The following is a 17857-nucleotide window of genomic DNA, read 5'->3' as shown; positions in this document are numbered from 1 at the left end:
TAGCCCCCTCCTATTCTGCCTTTGTTTCTTCTAAAAATTCATTTAACAATGCATCCTGTAATTTCTTCACAAGCTCTGGTGCCTTCCCTCCTACTGGCTTTCCATCTATTTCAGATGCAGTCATACAGAATTGACCTGAGCTAGTAACAATAACTTCATCTGCTTCCATCAAATCCTTTAAAGTAAAAGCTGTTTCATCTACTGGGATATTAAATAACTTACATTTTTTAATAATATGAGCTCTTGCAATACCAGGTAAAATTAAATTATCAGTCGGTGCAGTTCTAAATACACCATCTTTTATAATTGATACATTACTGTGAGCACATTCAGTTATTCTGTCTCCCCTGTGAAATACAGCTTCCTGGCAGCCTGCTTCCTCAGTTTTTTGTGCTGCAATTACGCTTGGTAATAAATTTAGAGTTTTAATATTGCAGTGTAAAAATCTAGTATCTTCTAAGGTAATTAACTTAAGTTTATTTGACATATCTTTAATTTGTAGCGGCTTTAACATAATCCACAAGTTTGCAGGAGTATCTGGAAATGCATGATTACGTATTCCAGTTCCTCTAGTGATCTGCCAGTATACAAATTGTTCTCCTGAATCAACTTTCTTTACCATATCAATTAGAATTTCTTTTAATTCTGCTTTTGTATAAGGAATCTTTATTTTTAATAGCCCAGCACTGTTATAAAAACGATCAATATGCTCATCTAGTGCAAATATCACATGATTTCTGCTGTAAGTTGCATCATAAACCCCATCACCAAAATAGCATACACGATCAAGCATTGGTACCTTCATTTCTTCCAATAATCCATATTCACCATTATAATATCCCAAATTTTCCATAATAATTCGTCCTCCTCAAAATTCATAAATGAGGCACATGAAAATAAATAACAAGTCCAAAGTTGCCATGGATATTTTTCATCAGGCAAGAAGGTAAGTTGCCCTCATAGTGGGTCTATTAGGCCAATTTGCCGCCGTAGGATGATGGAAAATAGACTGGCAAAGAGACTTGTTATTTTTTGATTGTGCCTAAAAAAAACAGAAATATATTAGACTAAAAAAACTGACTTCTTCGTCTAAAATATTTCTGTTTGCTTCCAATTAATTCTATAAGCATATTTTATATTGAACAAAAATATTTTTCAATATTTTATCAAATTACCATAAAATTTATTGTATTTTATTTTTTATCAATAATTTCTTTCGATATATTAATAAATTTTAGTATAAATATGAATTTTTTTCGTTCGAGTTTTCATAATCATAAAATTGTTACTAATAATGTTCAAGTATATTATATACCTAATCCATGTAATTTAATTTATGCTTACAGATGTGTATGCGTTTTTCGCTTGATTTACGCATATATTCAAACAAAGAAAATAGATACATGTTTATGGAACAGGCATTTGAAAATGAGCTGTTAAAAACACTTAAAGAAAGGTTGTTCCAATTTAGCTTGTCAAACTAAAGTTGGAGCATACTAAATTGGATGCAACCTTCCTTTTAGTGTTTTCAGCGAAATTTTCATAGTCCTGTGTAATAAACATGTATCTATTTTCGGTTAATATATGCTTAACTCTATTTAATCTTCCTCATCTGGTATTGAGGTAAGTTCATTTTTTACATTCTTTAAGACGAAATGAGTTTTTGTTGATGATACTCCTTCTAAACTTTTTATTTGACGATGAATTTTTTCAAGATCATCCGATGATTTGCAAAGTATTTTTATCATAAAATCAAAATCTCCTGTTAAATAATAGCAGGAAACAATGTTATTATTATGCTTAATAGCTGTTGTAAAGGCTTCATAGAATTTAGGATGTTCAAGACTTATCTCCATAAGTGCAGTTACATCACTTCCAAGCTTTTTCTGATCTACTATAATAGTATAATTTTTAATAACTTTATTTTTTTCCATTTTCCTTATGCGTTCTATAACTGCCGAAACAGATAAATGTATTTCATTACTTATTGCAGATGCTTTAGTTCTTGCATTTAATTTCAAACATTTCAATATCTTATAATCCATCTTATCCATAAATTATTCCCCCAAAATATTATTTATTTGATTCCGCCTTATATAATATTATAAGTATTAATAAATAAAGTTTCTACTAGAACAATAGTTAAAACTATCTTTATAACACGAAAAGCCATACATCCGAGGATATTTATTTCCTCATATGTATGGCTTTTACTTCTATGAAACTATAACTTAATTGAATTTTTTATAACTCATTAAACTTCTATAGATTCATCAATATCCTTCATTGTTAAAGATATTCTCTTTCTCTTTTCATCAACTTCTAATATTGCTACTTTTACTATATCTCCAACCTTAACAATATCCAAAGGATGCTTTACAAATCTATTGGCCATTTGGCTCTTATGAACAAGACCATCCTGATGAACACCAATATCTACAAAAGCTCCAAAGTCCGATACATTTCTAACAGTTCCTGCAAGCACCATCCCTGGCTTTAGGTCTTTCATTTCAATTATTCCAGTCTTAAGTATTGGCTTTGGCATTTCTTCTCTCGGGTCCCTGCCTGGTTTCTTTAATTCTTTGATTATATCCTTTAAAGTAAGCTCTCCAACTTCTAATGTTTCGCTTAAATTCTTTAGACCTTTAGCTTCTGCTCTTTCATCAATATCGCTTAGTTTATTATTCTTAAGATCCCCTTTATTGTAGCCTAAAACTTCTATTAGCTTTTTAGCTATACCATAAGACTCTGGATGCACCGATGTATTATCTAAAGGTTCCTTACTATCATCTACTCTTAAGAAACCTGCACATTGTTCATATGCTTTTTGTCCTAGTCTCTTTACCTTTAACAATTCTTTTCTTGAAGTAAAACGTCCAGCTTCTTCCCTATAATCAACAATGTTTTTAGCAATAGCTGCATTTATTCCTGAAATATGTGTTAGTAGTGATGGTGTTGCTATATTTAAATCAACTCCAACCGTATTAACTGAATCTTCTACTACACCTGCTAAAGATTCCTCTAATTTTTTTGGTGTAACATCGTGTTGATATTGCCCTACTCCGATTGCCTTTGGATCTATTTTAACTAATTCAGCAAGCGGATCTTGAAGTCTTCTTCCTATTGATATTGCCCCTCTTACTGTAACATCTAAATCAGGATATTCTTTAGTTGCAAGTTCTGATGCAGAGTAAACTGATGCTCCAGCTTCAGATACTATAACATAAGCTAATTCCTTACCTGTTTCGTTTTTTATTTCAGTTATCATCTCAGCAATAACTTCTTCTGATTCTCTTGATGCTGTTCCATTTCCAAGAGAAATAACATCAACATTATGTTTAGCAATAAGTGCTTTTAAAGTTTTCTTTGTTCCTTCAATATCCCTTTTAGGTACTGTCGGATATACTGCTGTATTTTCTAAGAACTTTCCTGTTGAATCTAGTATTGCTATCTTACATCCTGTTCTGAAACCTGGGTCATAACCCATAACTACTTTACCTTTTATTGGAGCTTGTAATAATAATGCTTTTAAATTTTCTTTAAAAATCTTAATAGCTCCTTCTTCACCAATATCAGTTAACTCACTTCTGATTTCTCTTTCTATTGATGGATAAATTAATCTCTTATATGAATCTTTTATTGCTAGCTTTAATTTTTCATCTAAGATTGAATTTCCCTTTAGCACTTGATTTTCTAAATATTGAATTACCTTATCTTCATTAGCAGTAATTTTAACACTTAAGATTTTTTCCTTTTCACCTCTGTTAATAGCTAATATTCTATGAGGTGGTATTTTGTTTACAGCTTCAGAATATTCATAGTACATTTCATAAGGAGTTGGATCTTCTGAGCTTCCCTTTGACTCAATATTTCCTTCTCTTATAACGAATTCTCTTATATATTTTCTATATTTAGCTTCATCTGATATAGTTTCTGCTATTATGTCTAAAGCTCCTTGAATAGCTTCTTCACTATTTGCTACACCTTTTTCTTCGCTTATATACTTAGATGCTTCTTCATCTAAATCACCATTAAACTTACCTTCTAGAATCAATTCTGCAAGAGGCTTTAATCCCTTTTCTGCAGCAATTGTTGCCTTTGTTCTCTTTTTAGGTTTGAAAGGTCTATATATATCTTCAACTTCTGTTAAAGTTGTTGCGCTATCTAAAGCTTTACCAATTTCATCAGTGAACTTTTCCTGCTCCTGTATTAATCTCTTTACATCTGCTTTTCTTTCTTCTAAATTTCTTAAATAAGTTAATCTTTCAGATAATTTTCTTAAGACTTCATCTGAAAGACCTCCTGTTGCTTCTTTTCTATATCTTGAGATAAATGGAACTGTATTTCCATCATCTAAAAGCCCAATTACATTTTGAACCTGACTTAATTTTATTTCTAACTCTTTTGCAATTCTCTCTTCAATTGAATTCATAATTTCCTCCTGCTTCTCTTTGCTCCATTAAAAAAATGTGCCTATACTTTTTCTAATTATAGGCTTAAGGCACATGAAAATAAATATCAAGTCAAGGTTGCCATGGATATTTTTCATCAGGCAAGAAGTCAAATGGACTTGTTATTTATTTGATTGTTCCTAAATACTCATCATTTTCTTAATATACCTTAAATTGTCTTAATTATTACAAACATAATAATATTTTACCACATAAATGATTATTGCCATTACTATTTTTTAAGTAATGGCAATAATCATTTATATTTATTATGAATTTACCTTAATATCTTTACAAATTAAATTTTGTATTTAATATTACATTTTAAATATTACCATGATAACTAATAATATAAACAAAATTGTATACAATATCATTCCAGGATTTTTGATTACAAGTCCAAACTTCTCTATTTTTGTTAAATTCAAAGTGCTGTTCTCTAATATAATCTCATCTCTATTAAGAATAAATAATACTACACCTGCTGACATACTAACAACAACCAGCATGCTTACTATAGCAGTTAATATTATATTATTCATCAATGAAACTTCTGGTATAATTACCGACCCAAAAATATTTATGCACATATGAAGAATGATGGAGTATTTAATTGTTCCAGTTCTTACTACTGTATATCCAAGAATGCATCCTAATGCAACTGCATAGAAAAACTGTGATAAATTTCCATGAAACATTCCGAATGCAAGTGCTGATAAAAAGATGCTAAAAAAATCTCCAAATCTACGTAGTCTAGATAGAAGAACTTTTCTAAAAATCACTTCTTCCATAATAGGTGCTAAAATTCCAACAAAAAACAATGTTTCAAAGATATTAACTTTACTTAAAAGATCATTAAGAGGATTGTCTATCGGACTTCCCTTCAAAAGAGATATTAAAAAATTAATACCAACTCCTAATATATTGAATATATACATAGTTCCAAAACTTATTATTAAAATCTTAATTAACTGAATTATAGTTAAGCTAGATTTTTCTGCTGTATTTTCTTTAGGTATTTTCCTTAGTATTAACCAGAAAATAGGAAGCCCTATAAAATATATTGGTAATGTGCCTGCAATAAAATTATACACTGATGTATTTGTTAAACTTCCAAAATATATCTTACATACTATTGAAACTATTACTGCTCCAACTTGTGATGATACAATTAATGCTGTTAAGGCCCATCCAATTCTATTCATAACTTTTCTATTTTGCTTCTTTTCCATTTGTATATCATAAAGATCACTCATTTATTACTCTCCTTAATAGGCTTATTATTTAATATTATTAACCTCATAACTTTTTTAATATACTTTTTCAATTATAGATTTGATCATAAATATAGTTCCATTAGTATAAATATACCTGATTAAATAATACTTATGACAACATTTAATTGACGTTAAAAATAATCTACACCACTTTATATTTTTGATTTAAATAATACCAGTGGTAATTCAATTTCAAAGGTTGTTCCAATTTCGCTGTCTATAATTCTTATATCTCCATTATGTTTGTTTAGTATCTTTTTTGTTATCGACAGTCCAAGTCCAGTACCACCTGTTTTAGAATTTCTGGATTTATCAATCCTCACAAAGGGATTAAATATTTTTTCTCTATATTGCTTTGGAATCATCTCACCATCATCTGATAAAATAATATAAAAATTAGTATCCCGTATTTCAGTCCTTATGCCTAACTTTCCACCTATTCGATTATATTTAATCTTATTATCTAAAACATTATTTATTGCCCTCGATAACTTCTCTTTATCGACCATTACATAATATGCATCTTCAGTTATATCAAAATCATATTCAAATTTTTTATGCTCGAATTCTGGAATATAATTAGCAATAGTTTGTCTTATAAATTCAGAAATATCTGTTTTTACTGTACTAATTTTATAATCAGTATTATTATATAATGAAAATTCAAATAGATCATTTATTAGTTTGTTAGCTCTATGTGAATTTCCATTTATAATATTTAAATACTCTAGTCTCTCATCTTCTTTTAAATCATTATTATTAATCAAAATTTCACTATAGCCTAAAATAGATGCTAGAGGATTTTTTAAATCATGAGATATATCTAATATTAAACTATCTTTTGATTTCTCTAACTTTTCTTTTTCTCTTCTTTCATCTTGTATAGTTTCTGCCATCATATTAAATCCATTTGCTAATTCTAAAAATTCATTTTTTTTATCAATATCAAGACGTACGTCATAATTACCTTGAGATATCTCTATTACTCCATTTAATAATGTTTTTATTGGTTTTATAAAGGCTCTTGAAGTTGCTTTTGCTAAAACATATACTATTAAAAGAATTAGTATTATATTGAAAAAAATCATTACCTTTATCAATGTATTATGGGAAATCGCCCTAGTAATTATACTTGGCTTTGTTACCATATCATAAGGACATCCAATAACAACTAATGAATCTTCATCTTTTAAATACCTGCTATACAGACAATATTTAATATTATCTTTTGTCTCAATTATTGAATTATTAAATTCTGAAAAGACAGAATATGTTCTAAAATCATCATTTAAGGAAATTTGATTTTCTTTAGATACTCCAAATAAATCCATATAACTTTGCAAATTTATGTTTTTGAATTCTTCAATAACATTTCCTCTTAAGTAGGAAATTTGATTTTTATTATTTATCTTTATCATAAAACCATTTATTTCTGCTAATTCATCATCATTTATGCTTTTATAATCATTTACTAGCTTGTCCTCTAGATGTTCAAAATAAGAATTGTATGTTCGTGAATTACATAAAAATTCATATGCCGTAATAGAACCAATAACAGCTAAAAATATTATTACAGTAATTGCAATATATCCAAAGAAGTATGTAAAAAACAATTCAGTTGTAACACTTCTTCTAACCTTTTTAGTTTTCATTAATGTTGATCCTTTCAGCCTTATAACCTATTCCCCTTATATTCTTTATGTAAATAGGATTCTTTGGATCATCCTCTATTTTCTCTCTAATATGACTTAAATGAACCATTATATTATTAGAGTCATCAAAATAAGCTTCTTCCCAAACATTCTCATAAATTTGCTTTTTAGTAAAAACTTTTCCTAAGTTAGAAATCAACAATTTCAAGATTTTAAATTCTTTTGGATTTAAATCTATCTTTTTATTTCCTTTGTATACTTCAAAAGTTTCAGTAAATAATTTTAATTCACCTGTCATATACATTACATCTTTATGCTCAGTATATTTATAACATCTTCTAAGATTAGATGCCACCCTAGCTGATAGTTCAATTGGACTAATAGGCTTTACTAAATAGTCATCTGCTCCAAGTCCTAATGCCAGCACTTTATCCGAATCATTCCCCATTGCTGTAATGCAAATTATAGGAATGGTTGAAACAGCTCGTACCTTCTGTATTACCGAAATTCCATCAACCTCTGGCATCATTATATCTAATAAAATTAAGTCTATTTTCTCATTTTCAAATATCGTTAAAGCTTCCTTACCATCAGCTGCTTCATAAATATCATAATCTTCTTTTCTCATATGTAATGAAATAAGATTTCTAATATCTTTTTCATCTTCAACTATTAGAATATTCATAAATTCAACTCCTCTTTTAACTATGATTATATTTTAACATAAATTCATGAAGCTAAAAAATTAACTTTATTATAAGTCTATTTATACAGGTTTTAATTTTATATAGTAGTTTTTTATTGCTCAAGTAAGAATATAACTGTATAATTATTATGTAAATATTTACCAAAAGGATAGTGATTTTATGATTAAAAATATAAGTAGAATATGCTCTTTTTCATTATTATTTTTACTTTCTGCCCTTACATTAAAAGAACTCCGAATAATGAGCTATTCAGATGACTTAAAAAACATATTTTATTTTTTAACATTAATTTTAATTATGTTTTCATCTGTCACAACACTTTTAACAAATAAATCTGGCTTCTTTAAATTTGTGAGTGTTGTAATTATTGCCACTCTGACAGCTGGCGGTATTATTTCTATACTAAAGCCTGGATTAAACATATCTATATATGTCTGCATAATTCTTATAGCAGTATATTCATTAATTGATATATTTTATAAAGCAGCTTAGCTTATAAACAAATAAAAAGTTAAGAATTTTTATATTCCTAACTTTTTATTTGTTGCTATATTATTGTTTTAAATATGCATTTATAAACATATCTATTTCTCCATCCATTACAGCTGTAACATTTGATGTTTCTACATTTGTTCTATGGTCTTTAACCATGCTATAAGGATGGAATACATATGATCTTATCTGGCTTCCCCATCCCATATCTTTTAGCTCGCCAGTTAAGTCCTCTATCTTTTCTTTATGTGCTCTTTCCTTTAATTCAACCAATTTAGATTTAAGCATTTCCATGGCAGTATCTTTATTAGCAAATTGACTTCTTTCATTTTGACACTGCACAACTATCCCTGTAGGAAGGTGCGTAATTCTAACTGCTGAATCAGTTTTATTGACATGCTGGCCACCAGCGCCTCCTGAACGATAGGTATCTATTCTAAGATCATCAGGTTTTATATTTATATCCTGCTCCTTTGTTAGTTCTGGAAGCACTTCCATAGATGCAAAAGATGTCTGTCTCTTACCATTTGCATTATATGGTGAAATTCTGACTAATCTATGAATTCCCTTTTCCGCCTTTAGATATCCATATGCATATTCCCCAATAACCTTCAAGGTAACACTTTTAATTCCAGCTTCATCCCCTGGAAGTAAATCTAAGGTCTCAAGACTATAACCTTGTTTTTCGCACCACCTTGTGTACATTCTTAACAGCATTTCAGTCCAATCATTAGCATCTGTACCACCAACCCCAACATGTAGAGTAAGGATAGCGTTATTTTTATCATATTCTCCAGACAAAAGCACTTTCATATTATAATCATCTATCTTATCTTCTATTCCTTTTATTGTCTGAATTATTTCACTTGCAGATTCTTCGTCATCTTCTTCCATGATTTCTTTTAATACTTCTATATCCTCAATATCAGATTTCAATTTATCAAAATTTTCAATTTTATCTTTTATTAATTTACTTTTTTTAGTGACTTCCTCTGCTCTTTTGGAATCATCCCAAAAGCCTGCTTCCTGCATTTGACATTCTAACTCATGAAGTTCTCTTTCTAAACCTCCTCTGTCAAAGTGAAGCCCCCATTTCTTCTATAGATTTTTTTAAATTAGGAAGCTTCATTAATTCTTTTTCAAGCTCAATAATCATATAATCACCCCGTTCTATCAGTTTAATCTAATAAAAATTCCGCAGAAATTCAAATTGCCTTCAATCAATAATAACAATTCTTCAAAATATCTACGGAATTTATTATATCAAATCTATTCTTTCAAAATTTATTTCTAAAAACTCTGTAAAGTATTAACACTAACAGCTAATTATTAAACATTCACTTAACTGTGAACTTTAATCTGTTAACTGAATTAAGCTTCTCTTCCGCAGCAATTTTTATATTTCTTTCCACTACCACATGGGCATAATTCATTTCTACCATGCTTATCAATGTTTCTAACTGGTGCTGCTGGACCTTCATTTGCTGGTGCTGCTCCTGAACCTGGGCCAACTGCTGCACTTGATGCTTCTGCATGGACTGCTGCTGTTTCTTGTGCAACTCTCACTCTTTCAGGCGCTACTTCTATCTTAACATGGAATAATAGTTTAACAGTTTCTTCTTTGATTGCTCTAATCATTTCATCAAACATCTCACTACCTTCCATTTGGTATGCTTGAACTGGATCAATTTGCTTAAATGATTGGAAACCAATACCTTGTTTTAAATGATCCATATCATCTATATGATTCATCCACTTTGTATCAACAGCCCTTAAAAGAACAACTCTTTCAATTTCTCTTAATCTTTCTGAGCCGAATTCTTCTTCCTTTTTCTCATAGAATTCACGTGCAGTTTCAAATAAACTTTCAGTTATATCTTCATTTGATAAGTTTTCAAGGCTAGGCAGATTAACTGAATTTGGTGGTATACATATTTCTTGTAAGGCTACCATTAGATGAAGGAATTCTTCTCTATAATTCTCTGATTCACCTGTAATATGAGCATTAACAGCATTTCCTATGATCTCTTTTGTCATTCCTAATACTTCTTCTTTTACATCTTCGCCTTCAAGTACTTCTGATCTTTGCTTGTAAATAACTTCTCTTTGAACATTCATTACATCATCATAACCTAATAATTGTTTTCTTGTATCAAAGTTGTTACCTTCAACCTTCTTTTGAGCATTTTCTATAGCCTTTGAAACCATCTTACTCTCAATTGCTTCATCTTCTTTAAGACCTAGTCTTTCAACAACGCCTTGAATTTTTTCTGATCCAAATATTCTCATTAAGTCATCTTCTAATGATATAAAGAATGTAGATTCTCCTGGATCTCCTTGTCTTCCTGAACGCCCTCTTAATTGGTTATCTATTCTTCTTGATTCATGTCTTTCAGTACCTACTATCTTAAGCCCTCCAAGTTCAACTACTCCTTCACCAAGCTTAATATCAGTACCACGTCCTGCCATGTTAGTAGCTATAGTAACCATACCCTTTTCACCAGCATGGCTTATTATATCAGCTTCTTGTTCATGGAATTTAGCATTTAATACTTGATGTGGTACGCCCTTTTGCTTAAGCATACTTGAAACAAGCTCTGATTTTTCAATACTTACAGTACCAACTAGAACTGGCTGCCCATTAGCGTGAGCTTTTTCTACTTCATCCGCAACTGCTTTTATCTTTCCTATTTCAGTGCTAAATACTAAATCCGGATTATCTTTTCTTGCAATTGGCCTATGTGTTGGAATAACAATTACATCTAATCCATAAATTTCTCTAAATTCATTTTCTTCTGTTAATGCTGTACCAGTCATACCTGACAATTTCTTATACATTCTGAAATAATTTTGGAATGTAATAGTAGCCAAAGTTTTTGATTCTCTTGCAATCTTAACTCCTTCTTTAGCTTCTATTGCTTGGTGAAGACCATCTGAGTATCTTCTACCTTCCATAAGTCTTCCTGTAAATTCATCAACAATTATTACTTCTCCATCCTTAACCATGTAATCTTTATCTCTTCTCATGGCAAAGTTAGCTTTTAAGGCTTGAGTTACGTAGTGTTGTAATTCTATATTTTCAGCATCTGCATAGTTTGCAACTTTAAATGTTGTTTCTGCTTTTCTTACACCTTCATCAGTTAATAATATTGCATTAACTTTTTCATCTTTTGTAAAATCTCTTTCTTCTACTAACTTCTTTGCAAAATAATCTGCAACCTTATAAAATTCAGTAGATTTTTCTCCCTGACCTGAGATTATAAGTGGTGTTCTAGCTTCATCTATTAAAATTGAGTCAACTTCATCAACTATTGCAAAATTTAATGGCTTTTGAACTCTTTCTTCTTTATAGATAACCATGTTATCTCTTAAGTAGTCAAATCCGAATTCATTATTTGTTCCATAAGTAATATCTGAAGCATATGCTTCTCTTCTTTGATCATTATTTAATTCATGTACGATAACCCCTGTAGTTAATCCTAAGAACCCGTACAGCTCACCCATCTGCTCTGCATCTCTTTTTGCAAGATAGTCATTAACAGTTACTATATGAACTCCATTTCCACTTAATCCATTTAAATATGCTGGTAATGTTGCAACTAAAGTTTTACCTTCACCAGTTTTCATTTCTGATATTCTTCCTTGGTGAAGTACCATTCCACCCATAAGTTGTTCATCATAATGCTTCATCCCTAAAACTCTTGTTGAAGCTTCTCTCACAACTGCAAATGCTTCTGCTAAGATATCATCTAAAGTTTCTCCATTAGCTAATCTTTCTTTAAACTCTTCAGTTTTTGCTTTAAGCTCCTCATCAGAAAGTTTTTGCATGTTTTCATCTAAATCATTTATTTTTTGTATAGTAGGTTTAAGTCTTCTAACTTCTCTTTCACTATATGTTCCAAATACGGCATCTAATAGTCCCATAATGTCATCCTTTCGAAATTATATATTTCACATTAAATTTTATAAATCTTTTCATTAAAATTTAATTTCTGTTTTATTTTACAAATCACGTATTCTATAATTATAGCATTTTATCTATGTTCTTTTCAAGAAAACTAGTGATTTTTGTATTAGATCCTATGTAAAACGGCTAATATTAACTTTTTCTTAACATTTATATTGTTACTATTTATAATTTTTGACATAAATATCAATATTAATTCTTCATCTAACTTAAAATAAACTATTATTTTTATACCAAACTAAAAAAGAACTGTCCAAATGTAGTTTTCATACACATTGGACAGCCGCTTTATGTTTAACTTATATAAATTCTGGTTCTAATAATCCGTAATCTCCATCTTTCCTCTTGTAAACTACATTTACCTTACTGCTATCTGCATCCTGATATACAAAGAAATTATGTCCTAATAAATCCATTTGAAGAATAGCTTCTTCAGAATTCATTGGTTTAACACCGAATTTCTTTACTTTAACTAATTTTCCATGTTCCTCTTCTTCAGCTTTTATATCTATATTATTTATTTCAGCAAATTTTAATGATTCGCTATGTTTTCTTGATAATCGAGTTTTTTGCTTTCTAATTTGTCTTTCTAATTTATCTTCAACCAAATCTAATGATTTGTACATATCCGAAGTTGCTTCTTCCCCTCTTAATATTACCCCATTGAATGGAATCATCACTTCGATTTTATGCCTATTTTTTTGAACGCTTAATGTAGCCTTTGCTTCTACATTTCCTGAGAAATACTTTTCCAATTTGCTTATCTTCTTTTGCACTATTTCCCTTAGTGCATCTGTTAGTTCCATATTCTTTGCTATAACTGTAACTCTCATTAGCTCCAGCCCCTCTCATTTGAAAAAGTTTTTAACTTAAAATTAACTTGTTTTTAAGTTAATAATATTCTATCACTTTTTAGCAAACTTAACAAGAAAATTATCAGTAAATTCTGATAATTAATACTAAAAAAATATAATTATTGCCTAACAGACCAGATTATTTCATTTATAACTTATTTTAATAATCATATAAGGTAAAGCTAGCTGACCTGGTTTTTGACCCCACACTCGCCTGCTGGAGCTTTCGCTACTAAAATTTAATCCCTCACTACTAACCCTCTCAGTACACACTGGCAGGACTTACTTCTATACCGCACCATGCTCCTTAGACATTTTATCTAAATTACGTGGATCGTTTTGCCTGCGACTAGCTTCGACTTTCAACCACAAACCTAGCTTTACATTAATATTATATATGACTTTTGGCTAAGGTCAATAGTTTTATATCTTTTGCCTTAAATTTTTTTAATAATCTGCATGCTTCATTAATTGTTGCTCCTGTAGTTGTCACATCATCAATTAGTATAATATTACAATCATCCAATCTTAAACCAGCCTTTAATTTAAAGGCATCTTTTATGTTTTCGTATCTCTCATCTTTTTTCAATGTCTTTTGCTCTTTAGTTTCTCTGCTTTTAATTAATACTTCTAAGACTTCAATACATAAATCCCTAGCTATTTTTCTTGCAATATATTCACATTGATTAAATCCACGAATTTTTCTAGATTTATTAGATAACGGAATATATGTTATTATGTATTCTTTATAATTAAAATTCTTAATAATATAATCTTCAAGTAACTCCGCTAGTATATTTCCTGCCGTAAAATTATGTTTATATTTAAATTTTAATATTAATTCTTTTAATACGCCGCCATAATATCCATAACTTATTATTTTGTCTTGATATAAAATATCTATGGTCTTTATACTTTTTTTACAATGTTCGCATATTCCAAAACAATCCTCTTCTTTACAAATAATGCAGTAATTTTCCCTTGGATATACTACTTCAATTATTCCTTCCCATATGTTTCTTATAATTCTATTAAACGCTTTTCCCATACTTTTTTATTGAATTCTCTTGCCATATTTTTCGCTTTTTCCATATCTTCTGATACCTCATTTGCTACCAAAAGAATCTCTGGAAGCTTTGAATTTATATTTCTTATTTGACCGCATATATATAATATTTTTTTATAATTGTATCTTTCATTGTCAGAAAATAATATTACTGAATCATCAACATAGCAATATTCAAGTAACTCCTCTATCTTATTTGTTATTATAAATATTGACTTATCTTTATATTTTGATACCTTTTCAGACATTTTAATTTCATCACTTCTAGATACTTTTATTATTTTAACATCAGAAAGTTTAAGTTTATTAACAAAATAATCATAAACTATATTAAGCTTTTCTTTGTTAGGTACACAAATAACTACCTTATGATTATTTTCCTTAAACCACTTAAGGTAGTCATACAAAGTAAATGGAATATCTAAATTCAAATCTATTCTAGTTGTTAATATTCTAGGCTCTACAAAAGGTTTTTTATAATTGTACGCTGCAAGTTCAAACTTTTCACCTATTAATGTCATTTTTTCTATACTGTATAGCAAAACTCTTTCTCCTAAATTAGTACAGCTTTCTAATATTTCTCTTAAATTTACGCTACTTACATTAGAGAAATATGTTATATCGTCGAAAATGACCAAGTCATACTGTGAAGTAATTTTTGACAGATTATTATAGTGTATAAATGTCAAATTTGAGCTTGAAGATTTTTTTTCAATATATGAATGAGTTATACTTGAATTAAATTCTCTTATTGTATTAATTAATTCCTTGTTTTCTCCATTTTTTCCCCATACATATAATATCTGTCCCCCATTTTGAGCAATTTTACTTATTATATTTGAAAAAACACATGCAGTATTAAATGGAACTGTAATTATAGTTAAAACCTTAATATTCTTCTTATACCAGTAATCTATTTTATCAAATGCATATTTCAAATCTTCTAAAGTTACTTTACATTCATTCCTCATACACATATCTCCTCAATTACACACTTCTATATAATTTAACAGTTGATTTATAACATATATAGACTTATAAAAATTCTTCTATTTAGTCATAAGTTATAAGTTTAAGAAATATAACTTGTAACTAACTTAATACCTTTACTCCCCAAATTCATCTTTAGTTATTATATCTCTTATTCTATATTTTAAAGCAGAATATCTTTCTATACTATTTGTATTATTTATCATGTACATTAATGCTTTTTGAAAACCAACTACTACTACTAATTGTTTAGCTCTTGTAATTCCGGTGTATAGCAAATTACGGTTCATCAGAAATGGTGAACCCATAAATGCTGGAATAATTACAACTTTAAACTCACTTCCCTGGCTCTTATGAATAGTAGTCGCATATGCCAAATCCAATTCATCTAAAAAGTTAAAATCATAAATAACTTTTCTTTCCTCATCAAATACGATTGTTAAAACTTTATTCTCCTCATCAATGCTTTGGATGAATCCCAAATCCCCATTATAAACTCCAACACCTTCATTTTCACCATTTCCACTGACACTAATCCACTTTAGTGTATAATTATTTTTTGTTTGCATAACCTTATCGCCTTCTCTAAATATTATATCTCGAGAAGTTTTCTCTTTTTTATCTTTTGATTGCGGGTTAAATATTTCCTGAAGCCTGTTATTTAAATTACTAACTCCAAGTGTTCCTTTTCTCATAGGCGTTAATACCTGCATATCTTTTAATATATCCCATGATTTATTAAATTTAGGAAGACGTCTATTTATTAGATCTATTATAGTATTTACAATTCTTTCTTGATTTTCTTCACTAATAAAGAAAAAATCTTTATCTTTTTGATTCAGTAGTGGCATTTGACCTTCATTTATCCTATGAGCATTTACTACAATTAAACTCTCAGAGCCCTGCCTAAATATTTCTTTTAATCTTACTACCTTTATATATTCACTCTCTATAAGATCCTTTAATACATTTCCTGCTCCAACAGACGGTAATTGATCAACGTCTCCAACAATTATTAATCTTGTACCTAATTTAATAGCCTTAAGTAAATTCTGCATTAAGATTATATCAATCATAGATGCTTCATCAATTATTATTACATCACAATCTAAAGGCGAGGATTCTCCTCTCTCAAAAACTGACTCATCCTCTTCTGAAACTCCCATTTCGAGAAGCCTATGTATGGTTTTAGCTCCTCTTCCTGTTGACTCAGTCATTCTCTTAGCAGCTCTTCCTGTTGGAGCTCCAAGGATTACCTTCATACCATTATTCTCATAGATATGTATTATTGCCTTTATAATTGTTGTTTTTCCTGTTCCTGGTCCACCTGTTATTATTTCTATTCCATTACTAAATGCCCCAAGTATTGCCTCCCTTTGAGACTCAGCAAATTTTATTTTCTGTTCCTTTTCAAAAACATCAATCTCAAAATCAATATCTGAGTTTATTGTTTGTATTTGCTGCAATCCTAAAGTTATTATTTTGCTTGTTACTCCAAGCTCACAATAGTAATACTGAAGTAAGAATCCTGCTTCAATGCCATTAATTTTTTCAACAACTATTATCTGTTTTGCTGCCATATCATAGATGTTTTTTTCTATCACATCTCTTGAAATCAATAAATTTCTTTCACATTCTTCTATTATATTATCTTTTGGCATAAATGTGTTTCCTGAGGCGCAAAATTGATTCATAACATACTTAATCCCACTTTGAATTCTAAAGTCAGAATCACTTTTAACGCCAATGCTCATAGCAATTCTATCTGCTGTTTTAAATCCAATACCTGAAATCTCATCACATAGTATATAAGGATTATTGCATACTATCTGCCTTGCATTTGGTCCAAACTTTTTGTAAATTTTTACGCATTGATTATTAGTTACTCCATGTTTATTAAAATACAAAATTATATCCTTTAGACCTTGCTGCTCTACATAGGATTCATATATAATCTGAAACTTCTTTTCTCCTATCCCCTCTATCTCCATAAGTCTTTCAATGTGGTTTTCCATTATATCAAGGGTATCTTCTCCAAACTTACCTATTATCTTTTTAGCTGTAACTGGACCTATCCCATGGATTATACCAGCGCTTAAATATTTTTCTATACCATCTAATGAAGTTGGTAGAAGTTCTTCATAATCTTGAATATTAAATTGATTACCAAACTGCTTATGCACAGTCCAATAACCTGTTAACTTTACATTTTGGCCTTCTTTTAAAAAAGGAACTGTACCTACAGCACTGATTAAATTTTTCTCTGTCCTAATCCTGCAAACTACATAACCTGTATCTTCACTTTTAAAAACAATATTTTCAATAAAACCACTTAGAACTTCCATAAGATCTCTCCAACTCTTTTATGTATATTAATTTACGACCTATCTTAATCTTCACT

The 17857-nt window shown here is 29.5% G+C and carries 13 protein-coding genes; all 13 read right to left on the bottom strand.

Annotated features, from left to right (window positions below; translation table 11 throughout):
* Window positions 1-10: 10 nt before the first annotated feature.
* Window positions 11-853 carry a D-amino acid aminotransferase gene (locus tag CDLVIII_RS04100; protein WP_009168164.1) on the bottom strand — a complete coding sequence of 281 codons (843 nt, stop codon included), beginning with the start codon at window positions 851-853 and terminating at the stop codon, window positions 11-13.
* 745 nt (window positions 854-1598) lie between these two features.
* Entirely contained in the window at window positions 1599-2054 is a 456-nt protein-coding gene (locus CDLVIII_RS04095) for an Lrp/AsnC family transcriptional regulator (protein WP_009168163.1), read from the bottom strand.
* Between the two features lie 200 nt (window positions 2055-2254).
* Window positions 2255-4432, bottom strand: coding sequence for a Tex family protein (locus tag CDLVIII_RS04090; RefSeq protein WP_009168162.1), 2178 nt, complete (start codon window positions 4430-4432; stop codon window positions 2255-2257).
* A 336-nt stretch (window positions 4433-4768) separates the two neighbouring features.
* Window positions 4769-5707, bottom strand: a complete 939-nt coding sequence (locus tag CDLVIII_RS04085) for a type II CAAX endopeptidase family protein (RefSeq protein ID WP_009168161.1) — start codon at window positions 5705-5707, stop codon at window positions 4769-4771.
* A gap of 173 nt (window positions 5708-5880) precedes the next feature.
* Window positions 5881-7380 carry a HAMP domain-containing sensor histidine kinase gene (locus CDLVIII_RS04080; RefSeq protein WP_009168160.1) on the bottom strand — a complete coding sequence of 500 codons (1500 nt, stop codon included), beginning with the start codon at window positions 7378-7380 and terminating at the stop codon, window positions 5881-5883.
* Window positions 7370-8065, bottom strand: a complete 696-nt coding sequence (locus CDLVIII_RS04075; RefSeq protein WP_009168159.1) for a response regulator transcription factor — start codon at window positions 8063-8065, stop codon at window positions 7370-7372. The genes CDLVIII_RS04080 and CDLVIII_RS04075 overlap by 11 nt, the downstream gene beginning before the upstream one ends.
* 294 nt (window positions 8066-8359) lie before the next feature.
* A complete protein-coding gene (locus tag CDLVIII_RS31030) occupies window positions 8360-8527 on the bottom strand; it encodes a hypothetical protein (protein ID WP_186005542.1) in 168 nt (55 codons plus the stop codon).
* 112 nt (window positions 8528-8639) lie between these two features.
* Window positions 8640-9735, bottom strand: a protein-coding gene (gene prfB, locus CDLVIII_RS04065) for a peptide chain release factor 2 (protein ID WP_009168157.1) whose coding sequence is annotated in 2 segments (ribosomal slippage) — window positions 8640-9656 and window positions 9658-9735 — 1095 coding nt in all. Because the reading frame shifts where the segments join, the coding sequence is not laid out codon by codon here.
* 215 nt (window positions 9736-9950) lie between these two features.
* Window positions 9951-12503 (bottom strand): preprotein translocase subunit SecA, encoded by a 2553-nt coding sequence (secA, locus tag CDLVIII_RS04060; RefSeq protein ID WP_009168156.1) that lies wholly within the window; start codon window positions 12501-12503, stop codon window positions 9951-9953.
* Between the two features lie 342 nt (window positions 12504-12845).
* Window positions 12846-13379, bottom strand: a complete 534-nt coding sequence (gene raiA / locus CDLVIII_RS04055) for a ribosome-associated translation inhibitor RaiA (RefSeq protein ID WP_009168155.1) — start codon at window positions 13377-13379, stop codon at window positions 12846-12848.
* A 412-nt stretch (window positions 13380-13791) separates the two neighbouring features.
* Window positions 13792-14448: a ComF family protein gene (locus CDLVIII_RS04050; RefSeq protein WP_009168154.1), complete on the bottom strand. Its 657-nt coding sequence runs from the start codon at window positions 14446-14448 to the stop codon at window positions 13792-13794.
* Entirely contained in the window at window positions 14421-15437 is a 1017-nt protein-coding gene (locus CDLVIII_RS04045) for a hypothetical protein (protein ID WP_009168153.1), read from the bottom strand. Before CDLVIII_RS04045 ends, CDLVIII_RS04050 begins: the two co-directional genes overlap by 28 nt.
* A gap of 135 nt (window positions 15438-15572) precedes the next feature.
* The gene (locus CDLVIII_RS04040; RefSeq protein WP_009168152.1) at window positions 15573-17801 is read right to left on the bottom strand and encodes an ATP-dependent RecD-like DNA helicase; all 2229 of its coding nucleotides are present in this window, start codon (window positions 17799-17801) and stop codon (window positions 15573-15575) included.
* Window positions 17802-17857: the final 56 nt, after the last annotated feature.

The organism is Clostridium sp. DL-VIII (assembly GCF_000230835.1).
Lineage (GTDB): Bacteria > Bacillota > Clostridia > Clostridiales > Clostridiaceae > Clostridium.
The sequence above is the reverse complement of the archived record's forward strand: the minus strand, read 5'-3'. Positions and strand labels throughout refer to the sequence as shown.